This is a genomic window from Massilia terrae (genome assembly GCF_024753145.1).
Taxonomy (GTDB): domain Bacteria; phylum Pseudomonadota; class Gammaproteobacteria; order Burkholderiales; family Burkholderiaceae_D; genus Telluria; species Telluria terrae.
The window spans coordinates 214,611-233,902 of record NZ_JANUGU010000002.1 but is presented as its reverse complement, the minus strand read 5'-3'; the positions used below and the strand labels follow the sequence as shown (position 1 = coordinate 233,902).

The 19,292-nt window shown below is 64.8% G+C and carries 16 protein-coding genes; 10 read left to right on the top strand and 6 right to left on the bottom strand.

Annotation, left to right across the window (positions count from 1 at the left end; genetic code table 11):
- Both zwf and NX778_RS08265 read right to left on the bottom strand, forming a co-directional pair.
- Nucleotides 1-1,470, bottom strand: a complete 1,470-nt coding sequence (zwf, locus tag NX778_RS08270) for a glucose-6-phosphate dehydrogenase (protein WP_258811246.1) — start codon at nucleotides 1,468-1,470, stop codon at nucleotides 1-3.
- Nucleotides 1,471-1,608: 138 nt separating this feature from the next.
- Nucleotides 1,609-2,856: a DEAD/DEAH box helicase gene (locus tag NX778_RS08265; RefSeq protein ID WP_258811245.1), complete on the bottom strand. Its 1,248-nt coding sequence runs from the start codon at nucleotides 2,854-2,856 to the stop codon at nucleotides 1,609-1,611.
- 147 nt (nucleotides 2,857-3,003) lie between these two features.
- Here NX778_RS08265 and NX778_RS08260 point away from each other — a divergent pair, with 147 nt between their 5' ends.
- From NX778_RS08260 to NX778_RS08250, 3 genes are all read left to right on the top strand, one after another.
- Nucleotides 3,004-3,741 (top strand): hypothetical protein, encoded by a 738-nt coding sequence (locus tag NX778_RS08260; protein WP_258811244.1) that lies wholly within the window; start codon nucleotides 3,004-3,006, stop codon nucleotides 3,739-3,741.
- A 2-nt stretch (nucleotides 3,742-3,743) separates the two neighbouring features.
- Nucleotides 3,744-4,847 (top strand): hypothetical protein, encoded by a 1,104-nt coding sequence (locus NX778_RS08255; RefSeq protein ID WP_258811243.1) that lies wholly within the window; start codon nucleotides 3,744-3,746, stop codon nucleotides 4,845-4,847.
- Between the two features lie 75 nt (nucleotides 4,848-4,922).
- Complete coding sequence (locus NX778_RS08250; RefSeq protein ID WP_258811242.1) at nucleotides 4,923-6,758, top strand: DEAD/DEAH box helicase; 1,836 nt, start codon at nucleotides 4,923-4,925, stop codon at nucleotides 6,756-6,758.
- A gap of 30 nt (nucleotides 6,759-6,788) precedes the next feature.
- On the opposite strand, the gene NX778_RS08245 is transcribed toward NX778_RS08250, so the two are convergent.
- Both NX778_RS08245 and NX778_RS08240 read right to left on the bottom strand, forming a co-directional pair.
- Entirely contained in the window at nucleotides 6,789-7,217 is a 429-nt protein-coding gene (locus tag NX778_RS08245) for an organic hydroperoxide resistance protein (protein ID WP_258811241.1), read from the bottom strand.
- A gap of 82 nt (nucleotides 7,218-7,299) precedes the next feature.
- Nucleotides 7,300-10,671, bottom strand: coding sequence for a DUF748 domain-containing protein (locus NX778_RS08240; RefSeq protein WP_258811240.1), 3,372 nt, complete (start codon nucleotides 10,669-10,671; stop codon nucleotides 7,300-7,302).
- A gap of 256 nt (nucleotides 10,672-10,927) precedes the next feature.
- On the opposite strand from NX778_RS08240, the gene aqpZ reads away from it, so the two are divergent.
- Nucleotides 10,928-11,623 carry an aquaporin Z gene (aqpZ, locus tag NX778_RS08235; RefSeq protein ID WP_258811755.1) on the top strand — a complete coding sequence of 232 codons (696 nt, stop codon included), beginning with the start codon at nucleotides 10,928-10,930 and terminating at the stop codon, nucleotides 11,621-11,623.
- 30 nt (nucleotides 11,624-11,653) lie between these two features.
- Here aqpZ and NX778_RS08230 read toward each other — a convergent pair whose 3' ends face one another.
- Entirely contained in the window at nucleotides 11,654-12,550 is an 897-nt protein-coding gene (locus NX778_RS08230; protein ID WP_258811239.1) for an SMP-30/gluconolactonase/LRE family protein, read from the bottom strand.
- 12 nt (nucleotides 12,551-12,562) lie between these two features.
- A complete protein-coding gene (gene pgi / locus NX778_RS08225; RefSeq protein WP_258811238.1) occupies nucleotides 12,563-14,203 on the bottom strand; it encodes a glucose-6-phosphate isomerase in 1,641 nt (546 codons plus the stop codon).
- 311 nt (nucleotides 14,204-14,514) lie between these two features.
- Here pgi and edd point away from each other — a divergent pair, with 311 nt between their 5' ends.
- From edd to NX778_RS08195, 6 genes are all read left to right on the top strand, one after another.
- Nucleotides 14,515-16,434 carry a phosphogluconate dehydratase gene (gene edd, locus NX778_RS08220; RefSeq protein ID WP_258811754.1) on the top strand — a complete coding sequence of 640 codons (1,920 nt, stop codon included), beginning with the start codon at nucleotides 14,515-14,517 and terminating at the stop codon, nucleotides 16,432-16,434.
- Nucleotides 16,431-17,060 carry a bifunctional 4-hydroxy-2-oxoglutarate aldolase/2-dehydro-3-deoxy-phosphogluconate aldolase gene (eda, locus tag NX778_RS08215; protein WP_258811237.1) on the top strand — a complete coding sequence of 210 codons (630 nt, stop codon included), beginning with the start codon at nucleotides 16,431-16,433 and terminating at the stop codon, nucleotides 17,058-17,060. The genes edd and eda overlap by 4 nt, the downstream gene beginning before the upstream one ends.
- A 46-nt stretch (nucleotides 17,061-17,106) precedes the next feature.
- Nucleotides 17,107-17,631, top strand: a complete 525-nt coding sequence (locus tag NX778_RS08210; protein WP_258811236.1) for a Rhs element Vgr protein — start codon at nucleotides 17,107-17,109, stop codon at nucleotides 17,629-17,631.
- A 62-nt stretch (nucleotides 17,632-17,693) separates the two neighbouring features.
- Nucleotides 17,694-18,170: a hypothetical protein gene (locus tag NX778_RS08205; protein ID WP_258811235.1), complete on the top strand. Its 477-nt coding sequence runs from the start codon at nucleotides 17,694-17,696 to the stop codon at nucleotides 18,168-18,170.
- A 66-nt stretch (nucleotides 18,171-18,236) separates the two neighbouring features.
- Nucleotides 18,237-18,908: a ribose-5-phosphate isomerase RpiA gene (gene rpiA / locus NX778_RS08200; RefSeq protein WP_258811234.1), complete on the top strand. Its 672-nt coding sequence runs from the start codon at nucleotides 18,237-18,239 to the stop codon at nucleotides 18,906-18,908.
- 14 nt (nucleotides 18,909-18,922) lie between these two features.
- Nucleotides 18,923-19,249 carry a hypothetical protein gene (locus NX778_RS08195; protein WP_258811233.1) on the top strand — a complete coding sequence of 109 codons (327 nt, stop codon included), beginning with the start codon at nucleotides 18,923-18,925 and terminating at the stop codon, nucleotides 19,247-19,249.
- Nucleotides 19,250-19,292 lie beyond the last annotated feature (43 nt).

Genomic DNA, 19,292 nt, shown 5'->3' with positions numbered 1-19,292 from the left:
TCAGTCTTCGGGCAGCGATTCTTCGCGCCATTGCAGGCCGTCGCGGCCGATCAGCGCGGACGATGCGGCCGGGCCCCAGGTGCCCGATGCGTAGGGCAGCGGCGAGTTGTCGTCCTGGTCCCAGTGGTCGAGGATAGGCTCGACCCATTCCCACGCGGCTTCCAGCTCGTCGCCGCGCATGAACAGGGTGAGCTGGCCACGTAGCACGTCGAGCAGCAGGCGCTCGTAGGCTTCCATGCGCGGCGCCTTGAACTGCTCGCGGAAGTCGAGTTCGAGTTCGGCCTGCTTCAGGCGCATGCTGTCGCCCGGCGTCTTGGCCATCAGGTTCAGCGACAGGCCTTCGTCCGGCTGCAGGCGGATCACCAGGCTGTTGGGCTGGAAGCTCGACGTCGGCTGGTTGAAGATCGAGTGCGGGATCTGCTTGAAGCGCACCACGATCTCGGCCAGGCGGTCGGACATGCGCTTGCCGGTGCGCAGATAGAAGGGCACGCCGGCCCAGCGCCAGGTGTCGATTTCGGCTTTCAGGGCGACGAAGGTTTCGGTCTTCGACTGCTTCGGTGCGTCCGGCTCCTCGCGGTAGCCCGGCACCGGTTTGCCGTCTACGTAGCCGGCGCGGTACTGGCCGCGCACGATGTTCTGCGACAGCGTAGTCGGGGTGAAGCGCTTCAGCGAGCGCAGGACCTGCAGCTTGGAGTCGCGCACGGCATCCGGCGAAATCGAGGTGGGCGGCTCCATCGCGACGATACACAGCAGCTGCAGCAGGTGGTTCTGCAGCATGTCGCGCAGCGCGCCGGAGGTGTCGTAGTAGCCAAGGCGGTTGCCGACGCCGATCTTCTCGGCGATGGTGATCTGCACGTCGCTGATCCACTCGCGGCGCCACAGCGGCTCGAACAGGATGTTCCCGAAGCGCAGGGCCAACAGGTTCTGCACGGTCTCTTTGCCGAGGTAGTGGTCGATACGGTAGATCTGCGATTCGGCGAACACCTTGCCGACTTCGGCGTTGATCTGCTTGGCGCTTTCGAGGTCGCGGCCGAGCGGCTTTTCCAGCACCACCCGCGAGTTCGGGGTCGCGAGGCCAGTCGCCTTCAGGTTGTCGCAGATGGTCGCGAACAGCGAAGGCGGGGTGGCCAGGTAGTAAACCAGCGTAATGGCGGGATCGCGGCGCAGCGTGTCGGCCAGCTTGCCGTAGGTGCTGACGTCGGAGGCGTTGATCGGGACGTACACGATGCGCTGCAGGAAGCGCTGCCAGTGTTCGTCGACCGGGGTCTCCTTGATGTGCGGCTTGGCGCTGGCTTCGACGGTCTGCAGGAACTGCTCCTGCGACCAGTCGTTGCGGCCGACGCAGATGATGCGCGCGCTGTCGGGAAGGTCCTGGCAGTAGTCGCGTGCGTACATCGCGGGCAGTAGTTTGCGCATCGCGAGGTCGCCGCTGCCGCCAAAGAGAACGAGGTCAAAATCAGAAATAGCCATGGGTATCGATCGCAAGTGGGTGGACGCTTGGTGTGTAAATTTACTACGCAAATGGCGAGTTTGCAAGTAAATTTACTACGGTACGAGAGGGCTGCCGGCTGGCTATGGTGCCATATCCAATGGCGGCGGGGCGCGCCGTCAGCGGCGAAAGCGCACGTCGACGTCGACCACCGGCGCGTCGCCCTTCGGCTTTTTCGGTTTCTTGGGCTTCTTCAGCACCTGGCCGCTGGCGTTGGTCTCCGGGACGCGGTGGTCCGGCTCGAAACCGGCTTCGTCCACGCGCTTGAGCGTTTTGCCGGTCAGCTGCTCGATCGCGGCCAGCAGCTGCACTTCGTCGGCGCAGACCAGCGACACGGCTTCGCCTGAGGCCCCGGCGCGGCCGGTGCGGCCGGTGCGGTGCACGTAGTCCTCGGCCACGATCGGCAGGTCGACGTTGACCACGACCGGCAGTTCTTCGATGTCGAGGCCGCGCGCGGCGACGTCGGTGGCGACCAGCACCTTCACTTCGCCGGCCTTGAAGCGCTCCAGCGCGCGCAGGCGGGCCGGCTGTGGCTTGTCGCCGTGGATCGAGTCCGTCGCGATGCGCTTGGCCGACAGCAGGCCGACCAGTTCGTCCACGCCTTTGCGCGTCTTGGCGAAGGCGAGCACCTGGCTCCAGCCGTGCTTCTTCATCAGGTGCAGGAACAGGTCGGGCTTGCGCTTCTTGTCGACCGGGACCACCCACTGGCGGATCGCCTTGGGCGCGGTGTTGGGCGGGCTGGCCTCGATGCTCACCGGGTCGCGCAGCAGCTTGGCCGCCAGCGCGCGGATCGGGTCGGAGAAGGTGGCGGAGAACAGCAAGGTCTGGCGCTTGTTCGGCAGCGCGGCCAGGATGACGTCGAGGTCGCGCGCGAAGCCCAGGTCGAGCATGCGGTCGGCCTCGTCCAGCACGAGGGTCTGCACCTGGTTCAGCTTGAGCGCGTTCTTGCCGTGCAGGTCGAGCAGGCGGCCGGGCGTGGCGACCAGCAGGTCGACGCCGCGGCGCAGCTTCATCATCTGCGGGTTGATGGAGACGCCGCCGTAGGCCACCAGCGTGCGCAGCGGCAAGCCCGCTCCGTAGGCGCGCACGCTGTCGTGGACCTGCTCGGCCAGCTCGCGCGTGGGCACCAGCACCAGCGCGCGGGTGGAGTTGCTGGCGACCTGCGCGCCGTCCATCACGAGGCGCTGCAGCAGCGGCACGGCAAAGCCGGCCGTCTTGCCGGTGCCGGTGGCGGCGAGCGCCATCACGTCGCGCCCGGCGAGCACGGCGGGAATGGCCTGGGCCTGGACCGGCGTGGGCGCCTTGTAGCCGAGGGAGGCGAGGGTGCCGGCGATCTGTTCGATCAGGCCGAGAGAGGTGAACGACATGGGCAGGTTGCGGCGAAACTGAAAGGGCACAGTTTACCGTGTGGCGCGTGCATATGGCCGAAACAATCGATTACAAAGTCGGCAATTTGCGCCTCGGTGCTTCGGTATAGTTGCTCGACTATTGCGATTGTTGAGAAAGGATCCTCGATGAAATACGCTGCGCTGCTTGCTTTTTTGTTTGCCAATGCCGCCTGCGCCAATGGCCTTGACGATATGCGTAATGCGCTCGGTTCGCTGCAGGGACAGGGCGCTTTGCGCGGCACCTTCGATGCACGCCAGTCGAAGCAGGAAGTCGACAAGGACAAGGCGCCGGAGACCGCCAACGCCAGCGCCATCGTCGAGGATGACGGCGGCAACCTGACCATCCGCTGGGACCGATCCACGCTCAAGCGTGCAGCCGAGGAGGCGGACCCACCAAATAACGGCAAGCCGAGACAGATGCTGTCAACGGTGCTTGGCACCTCGTCCGCGCTGCGCATCGGCAGCGCCGTGAATTACGCTCCGGCCTTGCTGCGGGCGCTCGAAGGCGCGAAGCTCAAGTCGGAACGGGCCGACACGTTTCAAGGCAAGCCGACCCGTTTGCTGGAACTGGCGCTGGTCGAGCGCAATCCGGACGACGAGCATGTCAGCATGAAGGAAAGCGCGCATATCGCGAAGGTCTGGCTGGGCGCGGACAACGTACCGCTGGCGGCCAGCATTACGCACAAGCGCAAGGCCAAGGTGCTGGTATTCCTGTCGTTCGAGCAGCAGTCGAAGGAGGACTTCTCGTTCAGCGTCGCCGCGAATCGCCTGGTGGTGCTCAAGCGCGACGAGCAGGGCACGGCCAAGGGGCTGGGCAGCGACGGCCAGTATCACAACACGTATTCGTTCACGCCGAAGGCATGAGCATGCGACTCCCGATAGCGCTGGCGGTTTCCACGCTGCTGTCGATGTCTGCATCTGGCCAGGCTGCCGCGCAGACCGGCGAGCAGGCGCCGGATGGGAACCCGACACCCGAGGTGGTGGTCGATGGATCGCGGCACGGACTCAAGCCTTATCGCATCATGTCTGCCGGCCTGGATGCGTTCGATGAGCATCGCAAACTGGCGCCGGCTGCGGCACTGAAATTCAGGCTGCTGCAGAACGGCGCTTCGTACGGCGAGCCGCAAAAATGGGACAGCGTGACCTTGCGCCTTGCTGGGGACGAGTTTTCGATCCCGCTGCCGATCGAGGCCGATGGCACGTTCACGCTGCCGCGCAGCCAGGCCGCCTTCGACCAAGACGCGGACCTCGTCCTGAACCGCAACAAGTCGACTATCAGCTATTACACCAAGGTGCTGACGCCCGGCCTGGCCGATAACGTGCGAAGGATGGGCGATCTGCGCTTGCAATGCGAAGTGACCATCGCCATCGGGAAGAAGGAGCTGAACTTCGCGCAGCGCGCTTTCTACAATACCGTGCTGTTTGGCGGCGACTGGTGCACGTCGCGCAAGGCCACCTTCGGCCTGCTGCTCGATGACTGGCCGATGAAGGTGACGCTGGTGGACAAAGACAAGCGCAAGACGCTGCGCGCCGACGGTTACCGGCTCGTCACGCCGATCCAGGACAGTTCGCTGTCGGACGAGGCGCTGATTACCTTTGAATACTGGTCGCAGGCCAGTGCGGAGCGCAAGCGCGAGTTCATCGCGACCACGCCGCTTTTTTTAAAGAGTTCCGCGTTCAAGTGGAATGCCGGAACGCCGTTCCGCGAGGTGGAGAAGGGCCGCTATGTAGCGCAGATTGCGCTGTCGCGCGGCGAATCGAAATTGAGGCTGGAATCCGCGGACGGCCAATTGGCGCTTGGCGCGCCGGCCCGTGGCGATACCCGGATCGACACGTCCGCCACCACGAAGCTGAAGTACCACGGCGGCCGGCTGGTCATCCAGACCGACCAGCCGGGCGCCTATGAGGTGTCGCTCGATTTGCGCGACCCCGACCATCCGGAGATGGCGATCAGCCGCGCCGAAAGTTGAAGCTTGCCCCTGGCAGGATTGCCAGTGCCCGACCGTGTTGCCTTAGGGTAATATCCTGTAATTACAGGAGAATCTATGGCAACCGTTATTCCGGCGATCGGAGCGTGCTCATCGAGAATGACAGCAGGCGAGCGGCGCTTCGCGTCGCGGCTGGAGGACAAGCTCGAGAATGACTATCTGTGCTGGTATGACGTACCGATTGGTGAGCGGACCCAGCATCCCGATTTCGTCATTCTGCATCCGCGCCGCGGTTTGCTGGTGCTCGAACTGAAGGATTGGCGTCTGGACACTCTGCGTGCGATGGACAAGCAGCACGCCACGATCGTGGTCGGTGACGGCGTCAAGCAGGTGCTGAATCCGCTTGAGCAGGCCAGGCAGTATATGTACGTCGTCGTCAACCGTCTCGAGCGGGATCCGCAGCTGGTCTGGCCCTCGGGTTCGCTCAAGGGCAAGCCAGCATTTCCATATGCTCACGGAGTAGTTTTGTGCAACATCACCCGTAAGCAGCTCAACAGCACGGACTTGAACGAGGTGCTGCCTGAACATCTGGTTATTTGCCAGGACGAGATGGTGGAGGCAGTCGACAGCGCTGCATTCCAGGAGCGTCTATGGCAGATGTTCCCGATTAAGTTTAATCGGCAATTGACACTGCCCCAGATTGATCGCATTCGCTGGCACCTGTTTCCTGAGGTTCGAATCGATGCGCAGCGCGAATTATTTGATGACGAGCCAACACTCGAACTGCCGGATGTGCTGCGCGTGATGGACCTGCAACAAGAGCAACTGGCGCGTAGTCTCGGAGACGGACACCGCGTCATACATGGCGTGGCCGGGTCCGGCAAGACGCTGATTCTTGGCTACCGTGCGGAGCATTTGGCGCGCACTTGCGAGCGGCCTATTCTCGTCCTATGTTATAACAAAACCCTGGCGGCGAAACTGGCTTCGCTGATGGAGGAAAAAGGGCTGTCGACAAAGGTCACCGCCGTCAACTTCCACGCTTGGTGCGTGCGTCAGCTGGACGCTTTTCACGTGGAGAAGCCGCCGCAAGAAGCGGACAAGAATCACTTTTCCCAAGCCTGCGTCGAGAAGGTCATCCAGGCCGTCGACCAAGGGCACATTCCATCCGGGCAGTATGAAGCCATACTGGTCGACGAGGGCCATGATTTCAGGCCGGAATGGTTCAAGCTGATCGTTCAGATGGTGAATCCCGCATCGAATTCCTTACTCGTGCTGTATGACGATGCGCAGTCTATCTATAACGCGGCAAATAAACTGAAGTTCTCGTTCTCCAGCGTTGGCGTGCAAGCAAAGGGCAGGACGACGATTCTGAAGCTAAATTACCGCAACACTGCGGAAGTCTTAACTGTGGCGAAGGCTTTTGCTGACGACTTGCTTGCGGCCAGCGACGGCGACGAGGACCAGGTGCCGGTCGTCCCGCCGATGAGCGCCGGAAGGCACGGCCCCAAGCCGGTGTTGATTGAGCTGCCAGATACGACAGCCGAGATTGAACTGGTAGCAGACCGCGTCGCAGAGGCGAGCCGTCTCGGGGTTCCCTGGAGTGATATCGCTATCTTGTATCGGCGCTATGCACTAGGCCGCGATATTGCTGAAATATTGGGTCGGCGCGGGATCCCGTTCTTCTGGCAATATGCAAAAGGTCGGAAAAAATTTGAGCCGACCGAAAACAGCGTCAAGGTCATTACCTTACATAGCAGCAAAGGTTTGGAATTCCCATTCGTTTGCATGCCGGGGATTGGCGCGATTGAAGAGGGCGATGACCTCGAAGAGGAGGCCCGCTTGCTGTATGTCGGCATGACCAGGTCAACGTGCGACCTGGTCATGACCCATAGCGGAACATCGGTGATCGCCGAGAAGATGCGAAAGGCGATGCGCTCCCTGCAGCCGCTCTAAGTACCTTGGTGCAGCCGCGCCGGGGCTTGGTCAGGTGTTGACGTGCAGGCGCACGTCGATGTTGTTGCGGGTGGCGTTGGAGTAGGGGCAGACGATGTGCGCCTTGTCGACCAGGCCTTGCAGCTGCGCCTTGTCCATGCCCGGGCCGTTGATGGTCAGGTCGACTTCGATGCCGAAGCCGGTCGGGATCTGGCCGATGCCGACTTCGCCGGTGATGGTAAGGTCTTGCGGCAGCGTGACTTTCTGCTGGCCGGCGACATACTTGAGCGCGCCCAGGAAGCAGGCCGAGTAGCCGGCTGCGAACAGCTGTTCCGGATTGGTGCCGTTGCCGCCTGCGCCGCCGAGTTCCTTGGGCGTGGTCAGCTTCAGGTCCAGCACGCCGTCGGAGCTGCGCGAGGTGCCTTCACGGCCGCCATGCGAGGTTGCCTTGGAACGGTAGAGTACTTTTTCGATGCTCACTGAGACCTCCTTGGTTTGGACTGTTGGGGTAAAGCCGCCTTAGTGTGACAGACTTGGCGATTTCGCGTCGCGACCTTCCGGATTACTTCGCCTCGAGGTCCAGCTTGAGGGCGACCGGCTTGCCGACTTCGGCGCCGACATCCGCCGGTGCGCCCGCCTGCACGCTCGCCGGGTCCACGCCAGCTTCGGTCAGCGCGCCGACAATGGCGTGTGCGCGCTGCGTGCCCAGCTGCGTCAGGGCGCCCGCCGGAAGCGGCTGCGCCTGATTCAGCCGGTCGCGCAGATTGCGGTAGAAGGCGCTTGCATCGGCTACCTGCGGCTCGCCCTGGATCATCTTGCCCATGCGCTGCCAGATCGGCAGCTTGTCCGGGGCCTTCTGGCCGGCGGAAGCGGGCGCCTGTTCGGCCGCCTTTTTCTGCTTGTCGAGTTCCGCGGCGCCGAAGCGATCCGAATACAGGCTGCGCAGGGCGCTGCGCACGGCGCGGTCGCCCAGGTCCAGCGGGCCGGGCCTCTCGCCGGCTTCGAGCTTGATGCCGGCGCGCTTGTCGATCTCAGCCCGTACCGCGCGGGCCTTCAGCGCGGCGCCGTCGGCGGCCTCGCTGTATTGGCCTGGCACCAGCAGCTTCAGTTGCTTGCGCTTGGCCAGTATCTGCGCCACCTTCTGCAGCTTTTCTCGCTCCGGCGGCAGCAGGGTGTCACGGCCCGGATCGAAGTCGATCGCTTCGAGTCTCTCGCCGCTGCCGCCGAACAGGCTTGCCAGCGCGCGGAACGGTGCGGTGACGATCTTGGTCAGCACGTTGCCGATGGCCTTGCGGATGAGCGCGCCGTAGCTGAACTGCGGGTCGTCCATATTGCCGGTGACCGGGATGCCGAGGTCGATGCGGCCGTCGCTGTCCTTCAGGATGGCGATCGCCAGCGACAGCGGCAGCTTGAACGCGTCGGGGCTGTCGATGCGCTCGCCCAGGGTCAGGTTGTCGATGACGACCTGGTTGGTGCCTTCGAGCTGGTTGTTGTGGATCTTGTACTGCAGGTCGAGCGAGATCTTGCCCTCGGCGACCTTGTAGCCGGCGAACTTCATCGTGTACGGCGAGGTCGACACCATGTCGACATTCTTGAACACGACGTTGATGTCGGTGTCCTCGCGCGGTGCGAAGGTATTCAGGCCGCCGCGAATGCGGGCCATGCCGAACTCGTTGACCCGGCCGTCGAGTTGAAGCTGGCTGTGCGAATCGCGGTTGGTCGACAGGCCGGTGACGATCCCGTTCAGCTCATAAATCTTCGCGCTGAATTGCGGGCGCAGGCTCAGGTCGGTGAAATCGAGCTTGGCGTTATCGACGCGAATTTGCTGGATGCGTACCGGGAAGGTGGGCGACGAGGATTGCGCCGGAGCTTGTGGTGCGGCGGCGGTACTGCCGTCGGCGTGCACCAGCAGGCGCGCGGCATTGAAGCTGTGGTCGTCTTCGATGAACAGCTTGGCATCAGGCTCGATCACGCGCAGCACGGGGATGTCGAGCAGATTGGGGCCGACGCTGGCGGTGAGCTTGTCGGCGCGCACGCTCTTCCAGCTCGCGAAGGGTTCGCCGGTGAGTTCCTTGAGCGCGAGGCCGGCCACTTCGAATCCGCCCACGTAACGCAGGCTGGTGCTGGCCTTGCCGCCTGGCTTGGTGGTGAGGCGTCCATGCGCCGAGACGCTGCCGCCGGCGATTTTCAGTTTCACGTATTGGCCCAGCAAGGGCTGCAGCGGCGCCAGCGCGAGGCGCGTCACGCGCACATCGGCCTGCACCGTGCCGTTCGCCGGCACTACGGATCCCTGCGCCGACAGGCGGCCGCCTTCGCGCAAGCCAAGGCCGGCATCGAACTTGATTGCCTGTTTGAGGTCGTTCGAGGCGTTTTCGAGCTTCACGCCGAGATCTTGTACGTGAACCTTGATGCCGGTACCCTGGTCCAGGACTTCGGCGCCGAGTTTGTTCAGTTCGACGTTCTTGACTGTCGCGACCCAAGGTTCGCTGGCGGCAGGCGATGCTTTCGATTTGCCGTCGCCGCCGAACTTGGGCAGCAGGCCCATGATATCGAGGCGGCCCTTGTGGTCGCGCGTGAGCTGCAATTGGCCCTCATCGGCGTACATGCGGCCAATGCTGGCGTGGTGCGCGGCCAGGTCGAAATCGCCGTCGCTGAAGCCCAGCTGCGCCAGCTTGAATGGCGTCTTCGCGCCACTTGCCAGCGACAGGTCGCCAAGCGAGAGCGCGGCGCCGTCCACCGCCAGCTTGAGGGTGGCGCCGGCCTGCTCGGCGCTCATGGCGAAGTTCAGGCGCACCTTCTTCGCGCTTAGCGTCACCGCGGGCTTGACCGTTTCATCGATGGCCGTGATGGCAATCTGGTCGAAGACGACCTGCTGCAGCTTCAGCTTCCAGTTGTTGACGACGACCGGTTGCGCAGGCACGGTTGCGGGACCCGTGGCAGCTACCATCAGGTGCGCCAGGTCGAGTTCACCCTTGGCGTCGCGCCGCATCGTGAGTTTGCCGCCGTCGGCGCGCACTTCACCGACCGTCGCTTCGCGGCGCAGCAGGTCGGCGTTGACGTCTTTTACGTCCAGGCTCGTCAGCGTGGTGAAGGAATCGCTGGCGCCCTGGCGCGCCAGTGCCAGGTCGCGCAGGGCGAGGCTGGCGCCGGCCAGGCTGGCGTTGAACTTGCCGCCGTCGTAGGAAACGCGATAGGGCAAGGTGGCGCCGAGCTTGCCGGCTGCCATGGTCGCCGTCGTGTAGGGTTTGAGGTAGACGGCGAACTGCGGCAGGGGCGCGTCTTGCAGTGTCACTTCGCCGCTGGCGCGGATCGGGCTGAGGGAAGCGTCGCCCTTCCAGCGCAGCTTGCCGCCGTGCTCAAGATCCGCACTCAGCGTGTAATTGCCGGTCTGGTCGGGCAGGGTGCTGAAATTGGCCAGCGTGAAATGGATTGGCACGACGTTGTCGGCAAAGCCGGCGCGGCTGTCGCGCCATTCCACCTTGCCGTCTTCCAGCGCGAGGCGCTCGATGATCAGGCGGGGCAGCTTGTCGGATTTGTCATGCGGGCGACGGGCGAGCGTGTCCAGCAGCTCGGCCAGGTTGAACTTGCCGTCGGGAGTAATTGCCAGGTGCACGCTCGGCGCGCCGATGCTGATTTCGGCAAAACTCCAGGCGCGCCGGATTAGCGATTTCCACCCCATCTCGACCGCGAGTTTGCCGACGTCGAGCAGCGGCTTGCCATCGGCTTCGGCCAGGCTCAGGTTCTGCGCTTCCAGGCGCAAGGTGTAGGGATTGAAGGTGACGTCGCCGACCTTGGCCTGGCGTTCCAGTACGGATTGTCCGATCTTGGGGAGCTGGTTCTTGATCAGGGTCGGCACCAGCCAAAAGCCTGCGACCGTGTATGCGGCCAGCAAGCCAACTACATACGCTACCCAGCGAACCCATCGAATCTTCACCAACTGCACTCCCCGCCGCCTCATTATTAACCCCTTTGATGGCGTTTTGCCTTGGATCGAAAACAATTTGCCACATTATTATCAGTATGCCGCGTCGACTGCCGAATTGCAAAAATAGCAGGGCCGCGCGGTGCCGCATAAACTAGTTGCGGCAACGCTCGGTTGCGCGTATTTTTATTGTACGCTGGCAACAGTAAGGTTGAAGCCGCAGACGCCAGGAAGTTGTTCATCGTTATCTATGTGAATAGGGGGGATGATGCAATTATCAAAACGCTTGGCCGCAGAAACGCTTGGAACCTTCTGGTTGGTGTTGGGTGGCTGCGGCAGCGCCGTGCTTGCCGCCGCCTTTCCGGGTCTCGGCATTGGTTTTTACGGAGTCGCGCTGGCCTTTGGCCTGACCGTGTTGACGATGGCGTTCGCGATCGGCCACATTTCCGGCTGTCACCTGAATCCAGCCGTAACGCTCGGCTTGAGTACCGCGGGGCGTTTTCCGAAGAGTGAAGTGCTGCCATACTGGATCGCGCAAGTGGTCGGCGCCTGCATCGCTGCCGCGATCCTGTACCTGATCGCCAGTGGGAAACCCGGTTTTGAAATCGGCGGCTTTGCCGCCAACGGTTACGGCGAGCTCTCGCCCGGCAAGTATTCCTTGCTCGCTGCCTTGGTGTGCGAAGTGGTGATGACCTTTGGATTCTTGATGGTCATCCTGGGGGCTACCGATGTGCGCGCACCGGCCGGTTTCGCACCGATTGCGATCGGTCTGTGTCTGACCTTGATTCACCTGATCAGCATTCCGGTCACGAACACGTCGGTTAATCCTGCCCGCAGTACAAGCCAGGCCCTGTTCGCCGGCTCTGCATATTTGCACCAGCTTTGGCTGTTCTGGCTGGCGCCTTTGGTGGGCGCCGCGTTGGCGGGGATCACCTATCCGGCCCTGTTTAAGGAATCGCGCTGATGCCTGCCTGCTGACCGGCCGGCGCCGGCTTTAGGGCTGGTATGCCGGTTCGGGGCGGCCGGCGATGTCGACGCGCAGCGAGAGGACGCAGCCGGTCAGCGGGTACTGCGCGCGCTCCGCTTCCGACCGTCCGTGGCTGGCGCTGGTGATGTACAGCGTGCGCAAATCCTCGCCGCCGAAGGCCAGCATGGTGGGACAGCGCAGCGGCAGCTTCACTTCGCGGATGATCTTGCCGTCCGGCGACAGGCACAGCACACGGCCGCCTTCGAACATCGCACACCAGTAGTTGCCTTCGCTGTCCACGGTCGCGCCGTCGGGGCGGCCGCCGTAGTCGGGCGCGTTCTTGTCCGATACGAACTGGTGGAAGGTGCGGCGGTTGATGGCCGCGCCGGTCGCGGCATCGAAGTCGTAGCAGTCGATGCGGTGCGTGGCGGTGTCGGTGTGGTACATGCGGCGGCCGTCGGGGCTGAAGCCGAGGCCGTTCGAATTCTTCAGTGTCGCCGGCCACTCGGTGCGCAGGCGGCCATGTTCCAGCACGTACATCGCGGCGGCTTCGCGGCCGCTGGCTTCGTCGCGCCCGCCGATCCAGAAGCGGCCCGCAGGGTCGGCGCGGCCGTCATTGAAGCGGATGGTGGCGGTGTCGTAGGGCGCGGGTGCGATCGTCTTGACCGCTCCCGTTGCAGTATCCAGATGGACGATGCCGCTGCGCTGCGCGACCACGAGGCCGCCTTCTGCATCGATGGCGATGGCCGAAGGCTGCTTCTCCATCCGCCATGAGGTCGTGCCGCCGCTGGCAGGGTCGAGCCGGTGCACGGCGTGGCCGTCGATGTCGACCCAGTACAGCTTTTTCTCGGCGTGATGCCACAGCGGGCATTCGCCAACCTGCATCGGCTGATTGACGGCGACCTGTAGTTCGTCAAACGGCATAAACAGTATTCCTCAAACCGCGGCGCGGGCGCGGGCGATCAGGCCATTGGTGGAGCTGTCGTGCTGCTCCGGCTGCGGTTCGCCGCCGAGCTCCGCCTCGATCTTCTTGGCCAGCACCTTGCCCAGTTCGACGCCCCATTGGTCGAAGCTGTTCACGTCCCACAGCACGCCCTGTACGAAGGTCTTGTGCTCGTACAGCGCGATCAGCGCGCCCAGCGATGTCGGGTTCAGGTGGTCCATCAGGATGGTGTTGCTGGGGCGGTTGCCGGGGAAGGTCTTGTGCGGGGTGAGGCGCTCGATCTCGGCCAGCGGCAGGCCTTGCTGCTGCAGGTCCTTGCGCACTTCGTCCGCGGTCTTCCCTTTCATGAAAGCCTCCGACTGCGCGAAGCAGTTGGCCAGCAGGGCGGTGTGGTGCTTGTGCAGTTCGTGCGCCGGACGCAGCGCGGCGATGAAGTCCATCGGCGTCACGTCGGTACCCTGGTGCAGCAGCTGGAAGTAGGCGTGCTGTCCGTTGGTGCCGCATTCGCCCCAGATCGCCGGGCAGGTCTCGTACTCGACCAGCGCGCCGTCGCGCGTGACGCGCTTGCCGTTGCTTTCCATTTCGAGCTGCTGCAGGTAGGCCGGGAAGCGGTTCAGGTCCTGGTGGTAGGGCGCGATCGAGACCGACGGGCAGCCAAGGAATTCGCGGTTCCAGAATCCGACCAGGCCAAGCAGCATCGGCATGTTCTGCTCGACGGGCGCGGTGCGGAAGTGCTCGTCCATGGCATGCGCGCCGGCGAGGAAGTCGCTGAAGTAGCCGAAGCCGACGCACAGCGCGACCGACAGGCCGATCGCCGACCACACGGAGTAGCGGCCGCCGACCCAGTCCCAGAACGGGAACATGTTGGCGGGGTCGATGCCGAAGGCCCGCACGGCTTCGGTGTTGGTGGAGACGGCGACGAAGTGCTTCGGCAGCGCCGCTTCCGGCGCGCGCTCGACGAACCAGGCGCGCGCGGTCTGCGCGTTCATCATGGTCTCGGCGGTGGTGAAGGTCTTGGAAGCGACGATGAACAGGGTGGTCTCGGGATCGCACTTCTCCAGCGCGGCGTCCATGTCGTGGCCGTCGACGTTGGAGACGAAGTGCATGGCCAGGCGCGGATGGGCGAAGGGGCGCAGCGCCAGGCAGGCCATCTTGGGGCCGAGGTCGGAGCCGCCGATGCCGATGTTGACGATGTCGGTGATCGGCTTGCCGGTGTGGCCCAGCCATTCGGCGTTGCGCACGGCGTCGGTGAAGCGATGGATGCGGCCGAGCACCTCGTGCACGTCGGCGATCACGTCCTGGCCGTCGACCACCAGGCTGGCGTTTTTCGGGGCGCGCAGGGCGGTGTGCAGGACGGCGCGGTTTTCGGTGTTGTTGATCTTCTCGCCGGCGAACATGGCGTCGCGGCGCTGCTCGACCTGGCGCTCGCGCGCCAGCGCCGCCAGCAGTTCAAGCGTGCGCCCGTCCAGACGGTTTTTTGAATAGTCTAGGAACAGGCCGGCCGCCTCCAGCGACATGCGCTCGAAGCGCTGCGGATCGGCGGCGAACAGGCTCCTCATCTGCCAGTCTTCAGCGTCGACGGCGTGGGTTTCAAGGGCTTGGAAACTTGCGGTGCGGGTCAGGGACATGGACATGGCGATTGCGGCAGAATGTTGTCAGGTCAGATTATCGAATGATACAGGATGCGCGCGTAAAATCACTACAAATTATTTTTGGCGCCGCCGCCTCGCGCTTCGCGCCGGCCCGCCGCCGTCGTTCCCGCGGAGGCGGGAACCCCATTTTTCATGCGCAGCCGCCGTCTCAGATATAAGGAAATGCAAACAAGACGGGATTCCCGCCTGCGCGGGAATGACGGTAGCTATGGAGGCGTGGTGCGCTTGCTATTTTCAAACCGGAATCTCCAAATTCGTAGTAAAATTTCAGAATTCCAATTCACAAGGAACCCATCATGGTGCACCCCGTAGTCGAACAGGTTACCCAGCGGATCATTAAACGCAGCCGGGCGTCGCGCCGTGCTTATCTGGCGCATCTGGAGGCGGCGCGGGTGCGTGGCGTGCAGCGCGGGACGCTGGCGTGCACGAACCTCGCACACGGCTTCGCCGCATTTCCCGCCAACGACAAGCTCAAGCTGCGCGAGCAGAAGCAGCCGTCGGTAGCGATCGTCTCGTCCTATAACGACATGCTGTCGGCGCACCAGCCCTTCGAGTACTACCCGCGCGTGATCAAGGAAGCCGTGCGCGAAGTCGGCGCGGTGGCCCAGTTCGCGGGCGGCGTGCCGGCCATGTGCGACGGCGTGACGCAGGGCCAGCCGGGCATGGAGCTGTCGCTGTTCTCGCGCGACACCATCGCGATGTCGACCGCCATCGCGCTGTCGCACAATATGTTCGACGCCAGCCTGTATCTCGGCATCTGCGACAAGATCGTGCCGGGCCTCTTGATCGGCGCGCTGCACTTCGGGCACATCCCGGCGGTGTTCGTGCCGGGCGGCCCGATGTCCACCGGCCTGTCGAACAAGGAAAAGGCGCGCGTGCGCCAGCTGTACGCGCAGGGCAAGGCCACCCGCGAAGACCTGCTCGAATGCGAATCGCAGGCCTACCACAGCGCCGGCACCTGCACTTTCTACGGCACCGCCAACAGCAACCAGATGCTGATGGAGATGATGGGCCTGCACCTGCCGGGCGCCGCCTTCATCCCGCCGGGCACGCCGCTGCGCGACGCGCTGACCGCGGCCGCGGCACGCCAGGCCGTGCACATTTCGCAGCAGGGCGGTCACTACACGCCGGTCGGCCACATCGTCGACGAGAAGAGCATCGTCAATGCGATCGCCGCGCTGCACGCGACCGGCGGCTCGACCAACCACACGCTGCACCTGATCGCGATCGCGCGCGCTGCCGGCATCGTGATCGACTGGGACGACTTCGACGCGCTGTCGAAAGTGGTGCCGCTGCTGACCCGCATCTACCCTAACGGCGACGCCGACGTGAACCACTTCCAGGCCGCCGGCGGCCCTGGCTTCGTGATCCGCGAGCTGCTGGATGCCGGCCTGGTGCACGAGGACGTGAACACGGTGCTGGGCCGCGGCCTGCGCGCCCACTGCAAGGAACCGTTCATCGGCGAGGATGGCAAGGCGGTGTGGCGCGACCTGCCCGAAAAGAGCGGCGACGAGAACGTGCTGCGCCCGGCCTCGAACCCGTTCCAGGCCAACGGCGGCCTGGTGCTGGTGCAAGGTAACCTGGGCCGCGCGGTGATGAAGGTCTCGGCGGTGAAGCCGGAGCACCACGTGGTCGAGGCGCCCGCGCTGACTTTCGATTCGCAGGAAGCCTTCATGCATGCCTACAAGGCCGGCCACCTCAACAAGGACTTCGTGGCCGTGATCCGCTTCCAGGGCCCGCGTGCCAACGGCATGCCGGAACTGCACGCGCTGACGCCGGCGCTGTCCAACCTGCAGGACGCCGGCCACCACGTGGCGATGGTCACCGATGGCCGCATGTCCGGCGCGTCGGGCAAGGTGCCGGCGGCGATCCACGTGTCGCCGGAGATCCTGGCCGGCGGTCCGCTCGGCCTGGTGCGCGATGGTGATATCATCCGCGTCGACGCGACGGCCGGCACGCTGGACGCGCTGGTGCCGGAAGACGTCTGGGTCGCGCGCAAGCTGGCGACCTGCGACCTCACCTCCAGCCACATCGGCATGGGGCGCGAGCTGTTCTCCGTGTTCCGCCACGCCGTCAGCGAAGCCGAGCATGGCGCCTGCACCTTCCCGCTGCCGTCGCCCATCGACACCACCGTGCCGCTGCATGAAGGCGCCGACAGCGGCGAGATCATGCCCGGCTCAGACGAAGACTTTTTGATCAGGAATCCGAAATGACTACCACGAACCTGCTTGACATCATGCGCTCGGCGACCGTGATCCCGGTGATCGCGATCGACGACCCCGACACCGCCGTGCCGCTGGCGCGCGCGCTGGTCAAGGGCGGCATCCGCGTGCTGGAGGTGACCCTGCGCACCGCGCACGGCCTGGACGCGATCCGCGCCATGAGCCAGGTCGAGGGCGCGATCGTCGGCGTCGGCACGCTGACCCAGCCGGAAGAATTCGCCGCTTCGCGCGATGCGGGCGCGGTGTTCGGCGTGTCGCCGGGCCTGACCCCGGCGCTGATCGACGCGGCCAAGAAGAGCGGCCTGCCGCTGCTGCCGGGCGTGATGACGCCGTCGGAAGTGATGGCCGCGCGCGAAGCCGGCTTCCGCCAGCTCAAGCTGTTCCCGGCGGTGCCGGCGGGCGGCGTGGGCATGCTGAAGGCGATCGCCGGCCCGCTGCCGGACGTGACCTTCTGCCCGACCGGCGGCATCTCGATCGAGACCGCGCCGCAGTTCCTGGCGCTGAAGAACGTGGCGTGCGTGGGCGGTTCGTGGCTGACCCCGGCCGATGCGATCAAGGCCGGCGACTGGGACCTGATCACGGAGCTGGCCTCGGCGGCCGCCGCCCTCGGCAAGTAAGCCCGTGGAGCGGCGGGCGCGCCCGCTGACGGCGGGCGAGATCGCGATGGCGTCATTGTTGTTCGGCGACGCCATCGACTACTCGCGCGTGCGCGTCCACAACCGTCCCTATCTTCCGTTCGGCCTGCAGCCGCGTAACTGCGCGATGTCGCCGAACGGCAGCATCTACTTCCACCATTCCTGCTTCCTGCAGGACTACGCCCGCGGCGACCTGCCGGCGCGGCACTGGTTCATGCACGAGATGGTGCACGTGTGGCAGCACCAGCTGGGCTATCCGGTGCGGCTGCGCGGCGTGGTCCGGCTTGGGCTGTCGTACCGCTACGCGCTGCGCGAAGGCGCGACCCTGGCCGACTACAATATGGAAGCGCAGGGCGAGCTGCTGGCCGATTATTTCGCGCTGCGCCACCTGGGGCCGGAGGCGATGAGCCAGCGCCGTTATCGCGACAGCCTGGCCTTGTTCGAGTCGGTGCTGGCGGGCTTCCTGCACGCGCCGCACAGCCGCGCCAACCTGCCGCGCGGGGCCGCGGCGCGGCTGCTACGCACGCCGCACGCATTTGCGAAATCTCAATAACTTCCTCATGGCAACAATTTAGGCTGGACGGGTTCTTTCAATCCGACGTCCGAGGTCCGTCCATGAGGGTCCTGTTTTGCTGCCTGCTGCTGGCCGCAGCCTGCGAAGTGTCCGCCAATCCCGTGCGCGTGGGCGAGGCGGAGGTGCGCGCCAGCGCGAATGGCGAGCCGTGCTTCACCATCTCCGAGCGCGAGGAGCAGCGCCGTGGCGCGCCCGATTTCGATGCGGTGACGGTCACCGATCCGCACGCGAGGAAGCCGCTGCTGTGGCGGATGGCGATGCCGGCCGAGCGCACCTTTCCGGTCAATTTCAGCATGTGCATCCCGTACGGCGGCCGGGTCCAGGCGCTGCCGCAGTCGCCGGCCGCCAAGCTGGAGCCGGGGCGGGTGTACCAGGTGCGGATCGAGGCGCGCGGCACGGCGCAGGCTTACGAAGCGCGCTTCTGCCTGGTACGCCAGGGCGGTGGCGTCCTGGTGGTGCGCCACATCGGGGCGGACGCGCACGAAGGACGTCACTTGTACGGTTGCTTGTCCGACTAAGGGGGAAATGGCGGCGACGGTGGCCGATCCGCTAAAATGGCGTATTCCTCTTCACATTCGAACATCATGACCCAGGACGAACTCAAACAGGCCGTGGCGCGCGCCGCCATCGATTACGTGGTGGATGGCGAGATCATCGGCGTCGGCACCGGCTCGACGGCGAACTTCTTCATCGACGAACTCGGCAAGATCAAAGAGCGCATCAAGGGCGCGGTGGCGTCGTCGGAAGCGACCGCCGAGCGCCTGCGCGGGCACGGCATTCCGGTGTTCGACCTGAACGACGTCGAGCGCATCTCGGTGTACGTGGACGGCGCCGACGAGATCACCGCCAGCGGCGCGATGATCAAGGGCGGCGGCGCGGCGCTCACGCGCGAAAAGATCGTGGCGTCGGTGTCGGACAAATTCGTGTGCATCGCGGACGGCTCCAAGCTGGTGCAGGTGCTGGGCAAATTCCCGCTGCCGGTGGAAGTGGTGCCGATGGCCGGGCAGGCGATCATGCGCCAGCTGGTGGCGCTGGGCGGGCAGCCGAAGCTGCGCGTGAAGGGCACCGAGCCGGTGGTGACCGACAACGGCGCGCACATCATCGACGTGGCCGGGCTGGCGATCGCCGATCCGGTGGCGCTGGAATCGCAGATCAACCAGATGCCGGGCGTGATCACGGTGGGCCTGTTCGCGCAGCGCGGCGCCAATGTGTGCCTGCTGGGGACCGCGGACGGCGTGAAGAAGCTGACCTTCTGACCGGGGAGGAGAAGATGAAACGACTGCTGGTGCTCGCGCTGATGGTGCTGGGTGGCTGCTCGGCTTTTCATCGACCCGCCGACACTGCGCCGGCGCCGCTGGCCAAGGCCGCGCCGGTCGCGCAGCTGTTGGCGGATGGGGTGCCGATCGAGCGCATTCCGTTCAGGGCCGGGGTGTCGTCGGCGACGGTGGAAAAGATGGCCAGCCGCGCGCAGTGCAGCGGCGGAATGGGCGCCGGGCTGGTGACGGAGCCGGGGCCGGTGGAGGTCTACCGGATGCAGTGCGGGGATGGCAAGGTGTACATGGCGCGCTGCGAGCTGAGGCAGTGCAAGCGGATGTGAGTGCTTCGGCACGTCGTGCCCGCGCAGGCGGGGATGCATGCTG